Consider the following 17850-nt stretch of genomic DNA (forward strand, 5'->3'; position numbering starts at 1 on the left):
TGCGTTGGGGGGCCATTCCGAAGGCGCGGCATGGCTCAGCAAAAAACCACATTCGGCGGCGTCGACATCCTGCGTTTTCTCGCCGCCGTCATGGTGATGTTCTACCACTACGGCTTCTGGGTGTGGGCGTTCCCCGAGGGCGTTTCGGCGCGCGCGACGGGTGGCGTGCCGCCACAGCCGGAGATAGGCGGGCTGGTCCAATTCGGATGGGTCGGCGTCCAGATATTCTTCGTCATCAGCGGCTTCGTCATAGCCTTCAGTGCAGAGCATTCGACGCCGTTGCGGTTTTTCGAGGCAAGGGTGAAACGATTGGCGCCGGCGGTCTGGATCTGCGCGCCAATCACCGCGATGGTGCTGCTTTTCGTCGATCTGAGCTGGCCGACGGATGCGGTCATCAGGCTCATGCGCACCGCTCTGTTCGTCCCTTTCAATCCCTGGGTCGACAGCGTCTATTGGACGCTCGGCATCGAGATAGCCTTCTATGCCGTCGTCTGGATTCTGCTGCGGCTCAGCCGCTTCGACCTGATGGAAACGGTGGCGATCGCGATCGGCGCGATGAGCACGCTTTTCTGGTGCCTGTATTTCCTTTTTGATTGGTCGAACCTTGCAGAGGCGCGATGGCTCGACCTTCTCCTGGTGCATCACGGATGCTTCTTTGCGACAGGCGTGCTGTTCTGGCTGATGCGTTTCAAGGCCGTAACGCCCGCCCGCCTTGTCTTCTGCGCCCTGTTCCTGGCCGGCGGCCTGCTGCAGATCATCAGCGCGGTCGACGTCCGCAGCGTCAAGGTCGAAGCCGCGATGCCCTACGCGCCGCCGATCGTCCTGTTTCTCGCCGCCATGGGGCTGATGGCATGGTCGTTACGGCTTGATCTCTCCTGGAGCGGCTGGCGCCGGATCGGCCTGATGACCTATCCCCTCTACCTGATCCACGACGTGGTCGGCGCAGCCCTGCTCGGCGCCCTGGTGCGTGCGGGGGTGCCATACCTGCTGTCGATGATGGTTGTCGGAGCAACCATGATCGCGGCGAGCTGGCTGGTCGCGATCGAGGCAGAACCGCGAATACGCCTGCTGCTCGACCATACCATTTTCCGCTACCGTCTCAGGGCGGCGTAACGCGCCGGCTTGTTTAAGCCGGCTGCCGCGGGGCGGCGCTTTCAACTGTACCAGCCTCAGGCGTCTGTCTTCGTCCGCGCTTCCGACTTTTCCAGATAGTAGCTTGAATATCTATCGAAGAATTTTTCTGATCCGCCCATCGATCCATATTTCGCCAGCTTCTTCAGATCGACCTTGTTGAGGACCACGCCGACGATCTTGTTGGCGATATAGGGTTCCGAGCTCAGCATGGACTGCACCATGGCACGTGGCGTGCGCCCCCATTCGGTGACGAGGACGAAACCGTCGGCGAGCGGAGCAAAGGCCTTGGCGTCGACCACGGGGCCGAGTGGCGGCAAGTCGACGATGATGTATTCGAAAGTTTCCTTGGCGTTGTCGATGAAGCGCCGCATGCCGACCGACGACAGCAGCTCGCTCGTATGCGAAAAATGACCACGCAGGACCGAGGGGACGATCGCCAGCTTCGTCTGCCGGTCGATCTTGCCGACGGACTGCCAGGTCTGGCCGCTGACCACTGCTTCCATCAGCCCCTGCTCGGCCTCCATGCCAAGGCCGCGGCTGAGACCGGGGTTGCGCAGATCGCCATCGACCAGCAGCGTCCTCGATCCGTTGGCGGCAAGCAATCCGGCCAGGTTGGCCGCGACCGTCGACTTGCCCTCGCCGGGCAGGACCGAAATCATGCCGATAACCCGGCTGCCTTGCCCTTCCATCACCACGTCGAAAGCGATCTTGGCGCTGCGCAGCGTTTCGGAGAACATCGACGCCGGGGCGTCGACACTCACCCGCATGCGCGCACGTTTTTCAGCGCTCGAGGGTGATTTGGCGGTTTTGTCCGCCTGCCCGTCGACGCGTTTGTCGTCCTTGGCGGCCTTGCTGCCGATGATCGGCAGGTAGCCAAGGAATTTGAGACCGACGCGATCGCGAACGTCCTCGCCGGTCCTGAAGAACCGTTCCCTGAATTCGTTCAACCCGCCAACGCCGGCTCCCAGCATCATGCCAAGCACAAGCGACAGCCCCAGCACGATGGACGTCCGCGGGGCTGCCGCGGACTGCGGCATCGACGCATCCGAAATGACGCGGATCTTGCCGACCGGAAAGGACTGCTGCTGGGAAGCTTCCTCATAGCGGCCGAGGAACGTCTGATAGAGCGTGGCGAGCGCCGTGGCCTTCTGGTCCAGTTCCCGCAGCTTGACCTGCGACTGGTTGTCGATGGAACTCTTGCCGGCCGCCAATGCGACATTTGCGCGGAGCGCCGTCTCACGCGCGAGGGCGACCTCGTATTCGTTGCGATAGCCTTCGGTCAGTTGCTTCAGTTCGCCGAAGATCTGCGCCGATATATCGGCCTTTTCCTTGGCAAGCGCGACCGCCTGGGGATGCTGAGCCCCGTAATTGGCTTCAACATCCTGCTGCCGCTTGGCGACCGCGAGATAGCGGGTCTTGAGCGTTGCAATGACCGAGCTGCTCGGCTGGTCGCTTGATATGGCCGCATCGTTGAACGCGTTTTCCGAGCCGTTTTCGACAATCGTCTTGTATTGCTGGTAGCGGGCGCTGGCGCGAGCGGTATCGGCCTGCGCGACGATGAGTTGGGCATTGAGGTCCGCCAGTTGCTTGTCGCTGATCAATTGGCCGTCATTGACCGCCAATCCATGCTCGGCCCTGAACTTCTCGACGGCGAGCGCCGCGGCTTGCGAACTTTCGCGAAGCTCCGTCAGCCGGCCTTGCAGCCAGACCGCCGCGCGCTCGGTCGCATCGAAGCTGGCATCGAGCTGATCGGCCAGATAGGCGTCGGCATAGGCTTTGGTGATCGCGGTCGCAAGCGCCGGATCCTTCGCCGGATAGGCGATGGAGATCACGAAGCTTCGGCCGCTGCGCTCGGCTTGCACCTCGTTTTGCAGTTTGAGGATTGCGTAATCGCGGCCTGATGAAGCGATCATCGCGTCACGTGTCGCCGGATCGAGCTGGCTGATGTCGGCGTCGCCCGCGACAGGGTTGGGGCGGAAGTACCGGATCACGCCACGCACAAAGCCGACGGCCTTTGCCGCGGCCGATGTCGGAGGGTTCATGAAAGCGTCGTTGTGATCAAGCTTCAGCTTGTCGACGACCACCGCCGCCAGTCTCGCCGACCGGAGAATTTCGAGCTGGCTCAGAATGGCCGAGTCAGTCTGCATGCTGACCGACGCCGCCGAAATATCGTCGACGACCTTGTTCAAGCCTTCGTCGATCAGCACGCTGCTCGTCGCTATGTAGGTGGGAGGCGTGGTCTGCAAATAGAGCACGCCCAGGAAAAGACCGATCGTGGCACATGCCGCAACCACCTTCGCCTGCCTTGCCGCCATGGCGAGCAGGCGCTCGACATCGATGAAGTCTTCAGCGTTCACCGCGTCGGAATTCGGCAATGGCTTCCTCTTGTCGAGAGGAAAGTTGGCATAATTCATCTTCGGTCCAATTCCAGTTTGCAGATGCGATCGGAGCATCAGCGAATACGCGATGCAAACGTCATGCCAGATACAGCAAGACCTGGCAGCCAAACGCTTCGCTTATCCTTGCGTCGCCATCCATACGCTGATGCTCCCAAAAAATGGGCATTATGCGGCTTCGACCCGGCGCTCATGTGACCGGACGAACTCCTGAAGCATGTCGAAGACGGGCTCCTTCATATCATCACGCGCCAGCGCGAAGGCAATATTGGCCTGGATGAACCCTTCTTTGGAACCGCAATCGAACATGCGGCCGTTGAAGGGCTGGGCAAAGAAGGCCTGGCTTTGCGAGAGACGGACCATGGCGTCGGTGAGCTGGATTTCATTGCCGGCGCCTCGTTGCTGATTGCCCAGAAGCGAGAAAATCTCAGGCTGCAGGATATAGCGGCCGTTGATGTAGTAGTTCGACGGCGCATTGGCCGGAGCCGGCTTCTCGACCATGGCCGTCACCTCGAAGCCCGAACCGACATCGGCGCCGCAGCCGATAATACCGTATTTGCTGGTCTCAGTCGGGTCGCAGCGCTCGACGGCGATGACGTTTCCACCGGTCTCGGCATAAAGGTCGGCGATTTCGGCAAGGCATCCGCGCCCACCGAAGGACACCATGTCCGGCAGCAGCAAGGCGAAGGGCTCGTCGCCGATGACCTCGCGCGCGCACCATACGGCGTGGCCAAGACCTTGCGGCGACTGCTGGCGGATGAAGCTGGTGGCGCCGGCCACCGGAAGCAGGCTTTCGAGCGACCGAAGCTGCGCCTTCTTGCCGGTCTGCTCCAGGGTGCCGATCAGTTCGGGATGCAGGTCGAAATAGTCCTCGATGACCGCCTTGTTGCGGCCGGTCACAAAGACGATATGCTCGATGCCGGCTTCGAACGCCTCGTCAACCGCATATTGCACGACAGGCCTGTCGACGACCGGCAGCATTTCCTTCGGCATCGATTTCGTCGCCGGCAGGAATCGCGTCCCAAGCCCCGCCACCGGTATGACTGCCTTCCTGACTTTCTTCATCGCATGTTCCTTCTGAGGGGATCGAATTCAACCTGTCCCAGGCCTGTGAAAACCGTTTTCACCTGCCCGCATCCTTCACCTCCCCCGCACCCACGGCAAATTGCGCCGCAACCCTTCGTAACCGGACGGCGATCGGCATGCCCATATGCCTGACCGCCGCCGGATCGCTGAGCGCCGTCCATACCGCCTTGAGCGGGGACCGCGCCTTGATGTGCTGGACCAGCGACAGGTACGACGCCGCCTTGCGCAGGCTGCGCGTGCGCCTGGCGAAAGCGGCCTCGGCCTTTGCGTCCATCGAATGCGTTCTGGCGAAGACGATGTCGGCCTTGCGCATCGCCTCGACGTGATGAAGCTCGAGCACGCGGGAAATGGAGCCGGTGCGGATATGGTAGACATAGCCGGTCGTCGGCTCGACCACGCATTTGCCGCCCTTGGCCAGCGCATTGGCCAACAGGATGTAATCCTCGCCGATGATCAGGTCCTCATCATAGCGAAGCCCGTTCTCATTCAGGAACCGGCGCTGGAAGATCGGCTTGAGATAGCCGAGATTGAACCGGGACTCGAAGACAACATTGCCGGCGATGTAGTCCGCCAGCGAGATTTCGCTCAGGCCTTCGAGATAGTCGACCGGGAACATTGTTTCTTCGGCGACGCCGTCCTCGCGAACGACCTGGAGATTGTCGACGGCGATCTCGGCACCGGCTTTCTCGGCGCGCGCAATCATGGCGCGGATCCGTCCGGGATAGACCGCGTCGTCGGAATCGAGCACCGCGACCCACCGGCCGCGGGCATGTTCGAGGCCGGCATTCCTGGCGCCGCCTGGACCGCGATTCGCGGGAAGGACGACGACCCGCACGACATCCTGCGGCCAGGCATTCGCCAGGTCGAGGGTCCGGTCGCGCGACTTGTCGTCGACGACGATGACCTCGACGGAGACGTCGCTCTGGGCCATGGCGCTGCTGATCGCCCGGTCGATGGTCGCCTCGGCATTGTAGGCGGCAATGACAAAGCTGACGTCAGGCTGCATGCTTGCCCCTTTCCCGCGGCGAGGACAGGCCGTACTGGCGGATTTCGCGCACGCCGACCAGACCGCTGACGACGCCGACATGCATGATGCCGCGAAGCACGCTGCGGTTCCTGCGCACCGGATTAATGGCGACGGGAAGCGCCATGGCGAAACAATAGGCGGCCTTTGCCGAGGCGATGCCGATCTCTTTCGCGCGCCGCACACCGCCTGCGTTGTGTCCGAGCAGATGACCGTGCGTCTGTCCGAAACGAAAGCGGCGACGTTTCAGCCAGTCGAATTCCGCCCTGGAGCGTGGCACCACTTCGTCGACCCAGGCCTCGGGCGAAAACGCGATACGGCCGCCGGCCTTGACCATCTGGTCGAAGAACTCGGTATCCTCGCCGCCGGTCTGGCCACGCGCCAGGCTGAAGCGCCGACCGCGCAGACTGGAGGCACTCATCCTGAGCAGGACGTTGCAGGTGTAGCCGGTGCGGATCTCGCCGCGCACCCAGACAGGCAAGGTCGAGTGGAAATCACCTTTGCGCATCCAGTCGGGCGCGTCCGGCGCATAGAGCGCCCGCACCGGGCCGAGCACAGCGGCCGCGCCACTCACCTCGGCCGTGGCGACCAGCTCGGCCAGCCAGCGCGAAGACGCCGTTTCGTCGTCATCGATGAAGGCGGCGAAATCCGACCTGCTGGCTTCGAGACAGGCATTGCGGGCGATCGAGATGTTGCGCGCCGGCGCATGCCGGTAGCGGATCGGCAGCTTGAGCTCCTCCGCCAGCTTTGCCACCAGTGGCTCGGCCGTCGGCGCATCGTCATTGTCGGCGACGATGATGCTGATATCGAATCCCAAAGGCATGTCCATGGCAGCCAGGGAACGGAGCGTGTCGGCGAGCTCCGGCCGCCGAAACGTGCAGACGCAAATGTCGATGCCTCTGTTTTTGACGGTGTTGCCCATCACGCCACCCCGCGCTGCGATCGAGGTCCAAGAAGCTGCAGCCAGAAGCCGACAGACCAGCCGAAATGCATGACCATCGCCGAGACCCCGGCCAGCGCAACATCGGGATTGCGCTGGCCGACGGCGGTCCACACGCCATAGCCGAGGCAGACCGACGCCCACAGCAGAAGTGGCACGGCCGCCAGCCAATGGACGAAGGAGAAGGCCGCGAGCAGCACCACCGGAAACACCAGAAGCGGTATCATCTGCCGGACCTTCGGTATCATGCGGTGCTTGAGAACGTTCCTCGCCCGACCGCGGCCATAGCCGAGATACTGGAAATAGAGGCCCTTCAGCGACGAGCGCGGATAGTAGACCATCTGCGTCTTGCCGCTGATCCAGATCCGGTAGCCGGCCTGGCGGAGCCGGTAGTCGAGTTCGGCATCCTCATTGTGGCTGAACGTCTCGTCATAGCCGCCTACCGCGGTAAAGGCCGATATCCGCATCAGCGCATGATGCCCGTGGTCGACCCACTCTCCCGCCGAGAGATGCCTATGCTTGGAGCCGCCGGTGCCGAGCTTGGAGTTCTGCGCCGCGGCGGCGGCTTTCTGCACGGTGCCGCTGCCGCTGGTCAGCATCGAGACGACGACCGAATCAGCGCCGGTGGCCAGCGCCTCCTCGACCAGCCGATCGCAATAGTCCGGGGGGTAGCCGCCATGGGCATCGATGCGAATGAGATACTCGGCGCCTTCGCCGTAACGGGCGACGGCGAGATTGATCGCCGCGCTCTGCAAGCGCTTTTCGTTGTGGAGCAGGATCACTTTCGGGTCCTTGCCGGCGATCTCCTCGACGATGGCCCTTGTGCCGTCGGTGCTGCCGCCATCGGCGACGACGATCCTGGCGCCGAGCCGCTCGGCCGCCGGCCGAAGCGCGTGAAGAAGCGCACCGATATGGGCCGCCTCGTTCAGGCACGGAATCACGATCAGGCTGGACGGATGCATTTTGGTTTGCGTCATCGACCTGTGTCCATCCCCAGCCATGCTATGCCAGTGCCTCGGCGGCATAGGGATCGGGCACCGAGGCCAAGCCGCGCAGCTTCTCGACCAGCGCTCGGCAATCGCCGCGATCATGGCTCCACGTCCGCGGATTGCGTGCAAGGACGCGTGCCCGCAACGTCGCGAAACGATGCTCCTCCATATCGCCGAGGGCAGCTTCAAGCGCCTCGGGCGTCGCCTCCGGCAAAAGAACGCCTATGCCTTGCCGATCGAGGAATCGCCCGGTTTCGGTGTTGCCCATCGAGATCGGCACGGCGCCGAAGCGACAGCCCTCATAGAGGCGGTTGGGCAGCAGCCATTCGGAATTCAGCCCCTGCTCGAAAAAATCGATGGCCCAGGAAAAATGAACCTCACGGTAGATCGCCGCCATGTCCTCCGGGTTCCGATATGGCCCGCCGAACGAGAGCCACGGCTCGGCTTCGACAAAGCCGTGAAAATCCGGAAATTCGGACAATGCCGGACGCCCCCTGAGGACGATTTCGACCCGGCCGTCGAGGCGGCGGGAAAATTCGGCCAGAAGCTCGAGGGAACGACGGCAGCGCAGCGCGCCGAACCAGCCGATTCGCCAAGGCGGCGCGACGGGATCCTCCGCTGCCATATGATCGTCCGGCGACACCGCGGCAGCCTCGAAATATTTATTCTCGAGCAGTTCTACCGGTGCCGCGACCTGCCCGAACGGCTTGAAGTAATTGGCGATGAAGGCCGGTGAACTCGTCACCAGGAGTTTGACGTCCCTGGCCAGATAACGTTCCGCGCCGCGCATCGCCTTGCCCAGCAAGTCGTGGCGAAGCACCAGCCGATGGATGTCGAGACACTCGTAGACAATCGGCACCGATGCCTGGAACGCCGATCTGGCACGCCGGGCGACCGCCAGCATCTCCAGATTGCGCGCGATGATAAGGTCGGGCCTGGACGTCGAACCAAGTTTCGAACCGATTGAAACCGCCGCTCTCGCAACCGCGGCCAGACGCTGACCGAATCGGCCATCGCGCGTCGCGCCAAGGTCGATCGGCCGCAATCCCTCGACGTCGGCAATCGGGCCCACAGACCGACGGAAGCCCGCCAAGGTAACCTCAGCGCCGCCTGCCTTAAGCATTATGATACGCCGGCGTACCGCCGGGTCGGAGACGTCGTGTACCAAGTACAAGACATGCAGCATGAAAACTCGACCGCTGTTGGCCCGCCCGCGAGGATGCTAGTACAGCTTTTGCTGCATCGCAACATTTTTGGTGCGGCGTAGCAGAAATCCACCTTTTTTGTTGCACTGCAAAATTATTGCCGTAGTTTGGTGACCGGGCCGGCACAAGATCAGGGATCCTGAATTTGCAAGCCAATGCATTCGATCCGCCAGAGGGTTCTCTCCGCAGATCGGTCGGACGTGGCGCTATTGTCACGGCCTTGGCACAATCGGTGCGTGTTGCGACGCAGATCGTCTCCGTCATCGTCTTGTCGCGACTTTTGTCGCCGCAGGACTTCGGCGTCGTGGCGATGTGCGCGCCGGTGCTTGCCTTCATCGCGCTGTTCCAGGATTTCGGGCTGACCCAGGCGACGATCCAGAAAAGCGGAATCAGGCATGAGGAGGTCAATTACCTCTTCTGGATCAATGTCGCGGTCAGCGCGTTGCTCGCCTGCGTGCTTGCGGGTGCGGCCCCCCTGGTCGCGGCGTTCTACGGCGAACCGCGGGTGGCGGGCCTGGTGGCCGCATTGGGGCTGCAGATCATAGCCTACGGCCTTGGCGCCCAGCACCTGGCGCTGCTGACGCGCCGCATGCAATTCGTTCGCCTGGCCGTCATCGACGTCGCCAGCGCCGTCGCCGGCCTTGCCGTCTCGATCGCCTGGACGTTCATCGACCGTTCCTACTGGGCGCTTTTTGCCGGCACGCTGACAGGCGCGGTGCTGCCGACGCTTTGCTTCTGGGCGAGTTCGCGCTGGCGCCCCAGCCTGCCGCGCAAGGTCGACGGCATCAGCGCGCTGATCAATTTCGGCGCCGGCATCACCGGGTTCAATTTCGCCAACTTCTTCGCCCGCAACCTCGACAATGTGCTGATCGGAAAATACTGGGGCGAAGGGCAGCTCGGCCTCTATGATCGCGCCTACAAGCTGCTGCTGTTTCCGTTGAGCCAGATCACCAATCCGTTGTCGAAGGTGATGGTGCCGGCCCTTTCCAGGCTGAAGGACGAGCCGGACCGCTACCGCAGCGCCTATCTTCGCGTCATGCCGCTGATCTTGCTGGTGGCGCTTCCTGGCGTTGCCTTCGCCACCGCCATGTCCGACGTGCTCATCCCGTTCGTGCTTGGCGAACAGTGGCGGCAGAGCTCCGGTATCTTCCTGGCGCTCGGTTTTGCCGGGCTGCTGCAGCCGCTCAACAATCCGGCGGGATGGCTTTTCGTCAGCCAGGGCCGCTCGGGCGATTTCATGCGCTGGGGTATCATCACAGCGTTGACGTCGGTGCTGGCCTTCATCATAGGCCTGCCCTATGGCGCGCTCGGCGTGGCGATCGCCTATGCGGCCAGCGAATATCTGAGAACACCCTTCCTGTGGCTCTATATCGGCAAGACTGGGCCGCTCAGGGCAAGCCATGTGCTGCGCGCGGCAACGCCCTTCGTGCTTGGCGCGCATCTGGCGCTTGCCGTCATCTGGTTCGCCAAACCGCTGCTGCCGCAGCAGCACATCTTCGCCATGGCGAGCGCGGCGGTGCTGTCCTACGCAGTCACCATCGTGATCGCGCTGGCATTCGCTTCCGGCCGCGAGGCATTGCGCGAGGCCTTGAAGCTGTTGCCGGCACGGGTGCCCGCGGCGGCAACAAGCGGGGCGAAATGACATGAACGGACATTCATACGAGGACCGGGTCTAATCCATGCACTACCGATCGATCTCCGACATGAACGATGCCATCGTCAGGAACCTTCACCGGCTGCCGCGCGACATCGACCTGGTGGTCGGCGTTCCTCGCAGCGGCATCCTTGCCGCCACGCTGGTCAGCCTGACGGCCAACATCCCGATGACCGACCTGGACAGTTTCCTCGGCGGAAAGATCTATACTTCGGGCGTCACCAAACGCCGTGCCGCGCTCGACCGCCAGGCCTCCGAAATGCGCAAGATCCTGGTGATCGACGACAGCGTCAGCGGCGGTGCGGCCATGCGCGACGCACGCAGCCGGATAGAGGCCGCCGGCATCAAGGCGGACTTCACCTATGCCGCGGTGTTCGGCCTGGTGCCGCAGTACGAGGAAACCGATCTCGTCTTCGAAGTCGTGCCGCATCCAAGGATGTTCCAGTGGAACTTCATGCACCACAAATTTCTCGCCCAAAGCTGCGTCGACATTGACGGCGTGCTTTGCCTCGACCCGACCGAAGCCGAAAACGACGACGGACCGGCCTATGAGAAATTCCTGAGCGAAGCGCTGCCGCTCCACGGCCCGACCCGCAAGATCGGCTGGCTCGTCACCAGCCGGCTCGAGAAATACCGCAAGCTTACCGAAGCATGGCTTGCCAAGCACGACATCCAATACGATCACCTGGTCATGCTCGACCTGCCGAGCAAGGCGGAGCGGCAGCGGCTCGGCGTGCATGGCAGTTTCAAAGCCGATTTCTACCGCAAATCCGACGCCATCCTGTTTATCGAAAGCGAGCACGAACAGGCCCTTAGGATTGCCAGGTTGTCCGGCAAGCCGGTGCTGTGCGTCGAGACGCATCTGGTAAACTATCCCGATGCGCTTTCGCTGCCGGCACTTGGACAGAGCGCGCGCAATCTCCCGGCCAGATTGCGGCAGATCAAATCGCCTGACGAGCGCAAGACGGCGATCAAGACCGTGGCGCGCACGCTGCTCGGCGAACGCGGCTACGAGACGCTCAAGAACCGCGTCAAACGCCCGGCCTGACCTCTCCTCGAAATGTGAGATGCGACAAGGAGCCTACCCCATGAAAATCCTTTTTGCAGGCGGCAATGGCTATACGCCGCAGTTCAGCGGCGGTGTCCAGTCCAGCACCCATCATCTGGCCGAGCAATTGCTCGAGCATGGGCATGAGGCGTCGGTGCTCGCCGCCCTGTTCGGCCAGGGCGTTTTCGGGCTCAAGGCGCGCGCCAAGATGAAGCTTCTGAGACAGCGCGCGGTCATCGACAGCTATCCCGGCTATCCCGTGGTGCGGGCCTGGTTCCCCTGGGAGGCGGCGCGCTTTGCCGTCGAAAAATTGAGGCCCGACGTCGCCGTGGTCCAATGCCACAAGTCGGTTCCGATCGGCAGGGCGCTGCAGGCCGAGGGTGTGCCGCTGGTCGTCTATCTCAGGAACGTCGAGTTCCATGAACTGGGCGGCGACCTGCGCGAGCTGCATTCGGCGCACTACATCGCCAATTCCGAATTCACCGCGCGCACCTACAAGGAAAGGTTCGACATCGATTCGACGGTCATCCCGCCGACAATCAATCCGGCGTTCTACTCGACGCCGACGACAGGCGACTTCGTGACGCTGATCAACCCCTATGAGGAAAAAGGTTTTGAGCTGGCGGTGCGTATTGCCGAGGCATGCTCCGAAATCCCGTTCCTGTTCGTCGAAAGCTGGAAGCTGGACGACGATCATCGGGCGCGCATCGAGCAGACGATCGCACCGCTCGGCAATGTCACGCTGGAGAGCCGCACCAGCGACATGAAGACTGTCTATGGCCGCACGAAGATCCTGCTTGCGCCGAGCAAATGGGAAGAGGCCTGGGGCCGGGTGGCGTCGGAAGCCCATTGCAGCGGCATCCCGGTGGTCGGCTCGCGCCGCGGCGGCCTGCCCGAAGCGATCGGCGCCGGCGGCATGGTGCTGGATTATGAGGCCCCGCTCGCCGACTGGGTGGCTGCGATCAGGCTGTTGTGGAACGATAGCCGGGAATATGAACGCCTCTCGGCGGCCGCGCGTACATTCTCCGAGCGCCCCGCCTTGAACCCCGAGCGCCAGTTCGCGACTTTCTTCTCGCTGCTCGACAAGGCCGCACAACAGCCTTCACGAAAAGCCGCATAGGGGCCTGATTGCGCGTGGCGACGCGAACCGGCGCGGCACGAAGGAGTGGCACGAAGGCCGTGATGAACGCGCTTGTCCAAGAAAGGGTTTTATCTGATGGTGCTGGACGTCAGGCCGGACAAAATCGCCAACGACCATTTCGATCTCGTCGCCATCGGTTCCGGTTTCGGTTCGGCTTTCTTTCTGCACGGGTTCGCGAAGCGGCGAAAGGCGCGCATTCTGGTTCTGGAATGGGGCCGGCACAACACGCATGAATGGCAGCTCAAGCGGAACGTCAACACCGACATCGACGATGAGACGACCTACAAGACCAATTCCGACAAGCCCTGGAACTACACAATCGGATTGGGCGGCGGCACGAATTGCTGGTTCGCACAGACGCCACGCTTCCATCCGAACGACTTCAGGCTGAAAAGCCTTTACGGCATCGGCAACGACTGGCCGATCGGCTATGACCAGCTGGAGCCGTTCTACTGCGATGCGGAAGACGTCATGTCGATCTCCGGCGATCCCGACATGGCGGCGATGATGCCGCGCTCCAGGCCTTTTCCGCAGCCGCCACATAACATGTCGGCGCCGGACCGGATGATGAAGGCGGCGCAGCCGGACCAGCACTTTGTCATGCCGACGGCGCGGGCGCGCGTACCGACGGCGCAGCGAACCGCGTGCTGCGCCAATTTGCGATGCGGTCTATGCCCGGTCGATGCAAAATTCACCGCCAACAATGGCCTGATGCATGTCTTCGAGCATCCCGACGTTTCGGTCTGCCTCGGCGCCGAAGTGCGTCGTCTCGACCAGGTCGGCGGAGCGGTCCGTTCGGTCACATTCATGCACGACGGCAAGGAATACCAGGTCACCGGCGATCTTTTCATTCTCGGCGCCAATGCCATCCAGAGCCCGGCGATCATGCTGCGATCCGGCCTGTCGGGTGATCTCGTCGGCCGCGGACTGCATGAATCCTACGGATGGAATTTCGAGGCATACCTTGACGGCGTCGACAATTTTGGCGGCAGCACCATCACCACCGGCCTGAATTTCGGCCTCTATGACGGCCCCCACAGGTCACAGCATGCGGCAGCCCTCGTCTATTTCGAAAATCGCTGGCAGCACGGGATGCGCCCGGAAAAGGGGCGTATCCGCCAGACGCTTCCTCTCGTCATCGTGACCGAGAATCTGCTCGATCCCGAAAACTTTGTCACCCTCGACAAGGACGACAATGCATTCGTCAGTTTCCAGGCACCATCGGACTATGCCGTCGACGGCATGGCGCGGGCGCTGGAAAAACTACCAGCGCTGCTCGCGCCATTGCCGGTCGAACAGATTTTCGATCGCGGTATCCGGCCGACCGAGTCGCATGTCCAGGGCACGTTGCGGATGGGCTCGAGCCCGACGGATTCGGTCGTCGACAGCGACATGATCCACCACCAGCTGCGGAACCTGGTTGTCGTCGGCACCAGCACCTATCCAAGCTGCTCCTGCGTCAACCCAAGCCTGACCGCGGCTGCCCTGTCCTTGCGGGCGGCGAGCCGGATAGCATGAAGGGAGACGCCAGATGATCGAAGTTTCACGACGCGCGGCACTGGCCATCCTGGCCGGCGGGGTTGCTTCGTCGGGTATCGCCTACGCCGCCGTTTCCTCGCTTTCGGAGGAGGACCTGGTGCGGGTGACGCTCGAAAAATACTTCGGCAAGCTCAACATGCGCATCGAACATCTGCAGCAATTCGTCCTGGAATTCCAGAACCGCAATCCCTGGATATTTCCGAACGAGAAGCTGGGCGATGCCGTCACTCTGCTTGAGGAGCTGAAACTGGGCGCCGCACGCCAGTTGCTGCCCGAAGAGAAAAAGCAGGATCTCAGGCATTTCGACCGTTGGGTGATTGCCGAATTCCATATGCTGACCGACTACGCCTGGCGCAGTTCGCCAACCGACCCGATCCGGTTTACCGGCTGGCATCCATGCACCAACCCATTCGCCAATTTTGAGGTGCGCCAGGACGCCTAAAGCGCGCCGCGTTTGAGCGGATTCATGCGACGCGCTTGTCTTACGACATTGTTCGCCGGAGAGGCGAGAATGACCGCTGCACACTTTTGCGCGACATGCATTAAAGCGCGTCGCGGCGGCCGTTATCGCAAGGCCTCATGCCGCCATCCTGCCGATCGAATGGTATTCGATGCCGTGGCGAGCGATCACCTTCGGGTCGTAGAGATTGCGGCCATCGAAGATGATCGGCGTCGTCAGCGCATCCTTCATCGCGTCGAAGGACGGGGCGCGGAAGCTCTTCCACTCGGTGGCGATCAGGAGCGCGTCGGCGCCACGCAACGCTGCCTCCTTGGTTCCGCACAGAAGCAGGTCGTCGCGGTGCCCGTAGATATGCTGGCACTCCTGCATGGCTTCGGGGTCATAGGCCTGCACCTTGGCGCCGGCCTTCCAGAGCGCTTCCATCAGGACGCGCGCCGGCGCCTCGCGCATGTCGTCGGTGTTGGGCTTGAAAGCCAGGCCCCACAACGCAAAGGTCTTGCCCCTCAGATTGCCCTTGAAATAGCGGTTCACCTTGTCGAACAGAACAGACTTCTGCGCGTTGTTGCGCTCCTCGACCGCGCGCAGCAACTTGGCATCGAATTTGACGCCTTCGGCGGTCTTGATCAGGGCGCGCACATCCTTGGGGAAGCACGAGCCGCCGTAGCCGAGGCCAGGATAGATAAAATGATAGCCGATGCGCGGATCGCTGCCGATACCCTTGCGGACCTCCTCAATGTCGGCGCCAAGCTCTTCGGCCAGATTAGCCATTTCGTTCATGAAGCTGATCTTGGTCGCCAGCATGCAATTGGCAGCGTATTTGGTAAACTCGGCGCTACGCACATCCATCACGATCAGCCTCTCGTGGTTGCGGTTGAACGGAGCGTAAAGCTCGCGCATCACCGCCTCGGTACGCTCGCTGCCGGTGCCGACAATGATGCGGTCGGGCTTCATGCAGTCGGCCACCGCAGAGCCCTCCTTGAGGAATTCCGGATTGGAGGCGACATCGAAATCCAGATCCTCGCGACCGCGCGCCTTCAGCGTCGCAGCGATCCTGGCCTTGATCTTCTCGCAGGTGCCAACCGGCACGGTCGACTTGCCGACGACGATCTTGGGGGCCTCCATCTGTTGGCCGATGGCCTCGGCGACGGCCAACACATATTTCAGGTCGGCCGAACCATCCTCGCCCGGAGGCGTGCCGACGGCGATCATCTGGATTTCGCCGTGCTTGACCGCCGCGACGGCGTCGGTGGTGAACTTGATGCGGCCGGCCGCATGGTTCTCCTTGACCAGGTCTTCGAGTCCGGGCTCGTAAATCGGTATCAGGCCCTGATTGAGCCGCTCGACCTTTTGTGCGTCGATGTCGACGCACACCACCTGATGACCGACTTCCGCAAGCACCGCCGCCTGCACGAGGCCGACATAGCCAATTCCAAAGACCGTCAGATTCATTCGGTTTCATTCCTGTTCAAGGCTTCGGACCGTTTCCGGTCCGGCCGGTTCAGATGCATTTTCCAGGGCCTGTTTTCACGACTAGTTCGTTATGCCGCATGCCAGCGATTCCGGAAACTGGCACGGTTGGCCTAGTGCGGTAAATGCGACGCGATCCACTTGCGTGGTAAGCTTGCGGCCCGGATCAGAAAACGGGCCCATCCAGCCCTTCATCGTATCGCTGCCCCAAAGGCTGAAGAATATCTTTTGCGCATGGCTGGGCAGCTTTGCCGGATCGGTAATGGTGTGCACAAGCTTGCCGTTGAGGTACCAGCGCAGCCTGTCCTTCTCCCAGACGAAGGCATAGTCGTTGAAGGCCTTGTCGGCGCCGCCCGGAACATCGACCAGCTTCTCGTTCTTGCCCTTGCCGGCAATGTAGGCATTGACCTGAACCTTGGATGTGTCCTTGGTCAGTATTTCGAAGTCGATTTCATCCCATGGCTGCTTGTCGGAGGGACCGATATAGGAAAAGAAGGCCGCGTTGAGGCCGGATCCGGTGTCCGTCTTCATGCGCGCCTCATAGGTGCCATAGCCGAAGCGCTGCTTGGTCTGGATTTCGGCGCAGGCAAAGTCGCGGTCCTTCAGTTTGCGCTTTTCGAAGCCGAGCGTCAGCATGCCGTCGGAAAGCTTGACCAGGTTTTTGGACCAGATGCAGTTTTGAAAAGCGCCGTTGCTCCAGCCGTCGGAAATATACCAGCGCGAACGGTCGAATTTGCTGAAATCGTCGACGAATGATGGTGCGCTTTGGATATCCTCGGCACGGGATTGGTCTGGGCCTGCAATCAGGCCGCCGACAGCGACCAGCACAAACGCCCCAATCGAGGATAACCGTCTCCCTTGCCTGATCCAGCGCAGGAAGGGCATTCGGCCGGTTGATGGGGTGCCAGTTTTCCGGGTGCCAGTTTTCAGGGTGGACGTGTTTTTAGGATCCGCGCTCATGCCAAATCACCTTTGTGCTGTGCGCCCCCAACCCAAAGTCGACCGTTCGAACCGTAATGAAACAAGCTGATCTTGACCCTTCCTCAACGCACCGCCTGACCTCTTGCTTCAGCACCAGCCTGTTGCCCGCGGCGTCGGCCAGGATCCTGGCTTTCAGCCCGCGCCGGCAGCCGGCTTGGCCAAAGCGGCCTTGGTAGTGGAGCCATGTTGGGCGTTCTGGTCGAAGATTTCATCCAGCGAATGACGGATATCCTTCATCAATTCGTTTTGACGGGTGAGTGCTGCGATCCGGCGCTCGCAATTCAGGATCGACTTCGTCAATTCACTGACTTCCGCCGAACTGCTGGCGGACGCCGCTCCATTTTCCATCGCCTCGACCAGAAAGGCCGCGTTGGTGGCCTTTGTCCGGTAGCGGTTCTCAAGTCCGCTCTTTTCCGCGTCGACCTCGGCGGCGATCTGGTCAAAAAGCTTTGCCAGGCGATCCAGACGCGCAATGTCGGTCTGCCTGTCGCGGGCCGGATTCCTTGATCTGAAACCGAATATCGAAGCCATATGCTCCTCTCACAGGGAGATATTGGGGGCCGTTTCGATCCGGCCAACCAGAATTGCTGCACCGCAACATACAGTGCCATCCCGGGAGCGAGTAGGCAACCACCTAAAGCGTGCCGCGCCTGAAGAAATTCACATATTACGCGTTAAGCTTTTGTTTTTACGTAGTTTACACGCAGAACGGCTGTGCCCCCAGGCGTCACGCCTAAGGCGCGTCGCGTTTGAACCCGGTTCATGCGACGCACTTTAGGCTCTTGT

15 protein-coding genes are annotated in these 17850 nt (G+C 61.8%); 6 read left to right on the forward strand and 9 right to left on the reverse strand.

Annotation, left to right across the window (positions count from 1 at the left end; translation table 11 throughout):
- Positions 1-30: 30 nt before the first annotated feature.
- Entirely contained in the window at positions 31-1113 is a 1083-nt protein-coding gene (locus tag AC0L2H_RS04070) for an acyltransferase family protein (protein WP_473588997.1), read from the forward strand.
- Positions 1114-1169: 56 nt separating this feature from the next.
- Here the strand turns inward: AC0L2H_RS04070 and AC0L2H_RS04075 are convergent, their stop codons facing one another.
- The 6 genes from AC0L2H_RS04075 to AC0L2H_RS04100 all read right to left on the reverse strand — a co-directional run bounded on the left by AC0L2H_RS04075 (position 1170) and on the right by AC0L2H_RS04100 (position 8755).
- Positions 1170-3548, reverse strand: a complete 2379-nt coding sequence (locus AC0L2H_RS04075) for a GNVR domain-containing protein (RefSeq protein WP_473588998.1) — start codon at positions 3546-3548, stop codon at positions 1170-1172.
- A gap of 150 nt (positions 3549-3698) precedes the next feature.
- A complete protein-coding gene (locus AC0L2H_RS04080) occupies positions 3699-4595 on the reverse strand; it encodes a UTP--glucose-1-phosphate uridylyltransferase (RefSeq protein WP_473588999.1) in 897 nt (298 codons plus the stop codon).
- A gap of 58 nt (positions 4596-4653) precedes the next feature.
- The gene (locus AC0L2H_RS04085) at positions 4654-5622 is read right to left on the reverse strand and encodes a glycosyltransferase family 2 protein (RefSeq protein WP_473589000.1); all 969 of its coding nucleotides are present in this window, start codon (positions 5620-5622) and stop codon (positions 4654-4656) included.
- Positions 5612-6562 carry a glycosyltransferase family 2 protein gene (locus AC0L2H_RS04090; RefSeq protein WP_473589001.1) on the reverse strand — a complete coding sequence of 317 codons (951 nt, stop codon included), beginning with the start codon at positions 6560-6562 and terminating at the stop codon, positions 5612-5614. Before AC0L2H_RS04090 ends, AC0L2H_RS04085 begins: the two co-directional genes overlap by 11 nt.
- Entirely contained in the window at positions 6562-7557 is a 996-nt protein-coding gene (locus AC0L2H_RS04095; RefSeq protein ID WP_473589002.1) for a glycosyltransferase family 2 protein, read from the reverse strand. Before AC0L2H_RS04095 ends, AC0L2H_RS04090 begins: the two co-directional genes overlap by 1 nt.
- Positions 7558-7582: 25 nt before the next feature.
- A complete protein-coding gene (locus AC0L2H_RS04100; RefSeq protein ID WP_473589003.1) occupies positions 7583-8755 on the reverse strand; it encodes a glycosyltransferase in 1173 nt (390 codons plus the stop codon).
- 164 nt (positions 8756-8919) lie between these two features.
- Between AC0L2H_RS04100 and AC0L2H_RS04105 the strand changes: the two genes are divergently transcribed.
- The 5 genes from AC0L2H_RS04105 (at position 8920) to AC0L2H_RS04125 (ending at position 14598) form a co-directional block, all read left to right on the forward strand.
- Entirely contained in the window at positions 8920-10416 is a 1497-nt protein-coding gene (locus tag AC0L2H_RS04105; protein WP_473589004.1) for a lipopolysaccharide biosynthesis protein, read from the forward strand.
- A 37-nt stretch (positions 10417-10453) separates the two neighbouring features.
- The gene (locus AC0L2H_RS04110) at positions 10454-11476 is read left to right on the forward strand and encodes a phosphoribosyltransferase (protein WP_473589005.1); all 1023 of its coding nucleotides are present in this window, start codon (positions 10454-10456) and stop codon (positions 11474-11476) included.
- A 40-nt stretch (positions 11477-11516) separates the two neighbouring features.
- A complete protein-coding gene (locus AC0L2H_RS04115; protein ID WP_473589006.1) occupies positions 11517-12596 on the forward strand; it encodes a glycosyltransferase in 1080 nt (359 codons plus the stop codon).
- A 96-nt stretch (positions 12597-12692) separates the two neighbouring features.
- Positions 12693-14135, forward strand: coding sequence for a GMC oxidoreductase (locus tag AC0L2H_RS04120; protein WP_473589462.1), 1443 nt, complete (start codon positions 12693-12695; stop codon positions 14133-14135).
- Positions 14136-14148: 13 nt separating this feature from the next.
- Positions 14149-14598: a hypothetical protein gene (locus tag AC0L2H_RS04125; protein ID WP_473589007.1), complete on the forward strand. Its 450-nt coding sequence runs from the start codon at positions 14149-14151 to the stop codon at positions 14596-14598.
- Positions 14599-14733: 135 nt separating this feature from the next.
- Here the strand turns inward: AC0L2H_RS04125 and AC0L2H_RS04130 are convergent, their stop codons facing one another.
- The 3 genes from AC0L2H_RS04130 to AC0L2H_RS04140 form a co-directional block, all read right to left on the reverse strand.
- Positions 14734-16065, reverse strand: coding sequence for a UDP-glucose dehydrogenase family protein (locus AC0L2H_RS04130; protein WP_473589008.1), 1332 nt, complete (start codon positions 16063-16065; stop codon positions 14734-14736).
- Positions 16066-16146: 81 nt separating this feature from the next.
- The gene (gene exoK, locus AC0L2H_RS04135; protein WP_473589009.1) at positions 16147-16968 is read right to left on the reverse strand and encodes an endo-1,3-1,4-beta-glycanase ExoK; all 822 of its coding nucleotides are present in this window, start codon (positions 16966-16968) and stop codon (positions 16147-16149) included.
- 228 nt (positions 16969-17196) lie between these two features.
- Complete coding sequence (locus AC0L2H_RS04140; RefSeq protein ID WP_473589010.1) at positions 17197-17595, reverse strand: single stranded DNA-binding domain-containing protein; 399 nt, start codon at positions 17593-17595, stop codon at positions 17197-17199.
- Between the last annotated feature and the right edge of the window lie 255 nt (positions 17596-17850).

This window comes from Mesorhizobium sp. WSM4871, assembly GCF_055811295.1.

Bases quoted from the DNA above. Each gene is read 5' to 3' on its own strand.
- AC0L2H_RS04080 (WP_473588999.1), bottom strand. From the start codon at position 4,595: ATGAAGAAAGTCAGGAAGGCAGTCATACCGGTGGCGGGGCTTGGGACG.
- AC0L2H_RS04085 (WP_473589000.1), bottom strand. From the start codon at position 5,622: ATGCAGCCTGACGTCAGCTTTGTCATTGCCGCCTACAATGCCGAGGCG.
- AC0L2H_RS04070 (WP_473588997.1), top strand. From the start codon at position 31: ATGGCTCAGCAAAAAACCACATTCGGCGGCGTCGACATCCTGCGTTTT.
- AC0L2H_RS04095 (WP_473589002.1), bottom strand. From the start codon at position 7,557: ATGACGCAAACCAAAATGCATCCGTCCAGCCTGATCGTGATTCCGTGC.
- AC0L2H_RS04100 (WP_473589003.1), bottom strand. From the start codon at position 8,755: ATGCTGCATGTCTTGTACTTGGTACACGACGTCTCCGACCCGGCGGTA.
- AC0L2H_RS04130 (WP_473589008.1), bottom strand. From the start codon at position 16,065: ATGAATCTGACGGTCTTTGGAATTGGCTATGTCGGCCTCGTGCAGGCG.
- AC0L2H_RS04115 (WP_473589006.1), top strand. From the start codon at position 11,517: ATGAAAATCCTTTTTGCAGGCGGCAATGGCTATACGCCGCAGTTCAGC.
- AC0L2H_RS04075 (WP_473588998.1), bottom strand. From the start codon at position 3,548: ATGAATTATGCCAACTTTCCTCTCGACAAGAGGAAGCCATTGCCGAAT.
- exoK (WP_473589009.1), bottom strand. From the start codon at position 16,968: ATGCCCTTCCTGCGCTGGATCAGGCAAGGGAGACGGTTATCCTCGATT.
- AC0L2H_RS04125 (WP_473589007.1), top strand. From the start codon at position 14,149: ATGATCGAAGTTTCACGACGCGCGGCACTGGCCATCCTGGCCGGCGGG.
- AC0L2H_RS04110 (WP_473589005.1), top strand. From the start codon at position 10,454: ATGCACTACCGATCGATCTCCGACATGAACGATGCCATCGTCAGGAAC.
- AC0L2H_RS04140 (WP_473589010.1), bottom strand. From the start codon at position 17,595: ATGGCTTCGATATTCGGTTTCAGATCAAGGAATCCGGCCCGCGACAGG.
- AC0L2H_RS04090 (WP_473589001.1), bottom strand. From the start codon at position 6,562: ATGGGCAACACCGTCAAAAACAGAGGCATCGACATTTGCGTCTGCACG.
- AC0L2H_RS04120 (WP_473589462.1), top strand. From the start codon at position 12,693: ATGGTGCTGGACGTCAGGCCGGACAAAATCGCCAACGACCATTTCGAT.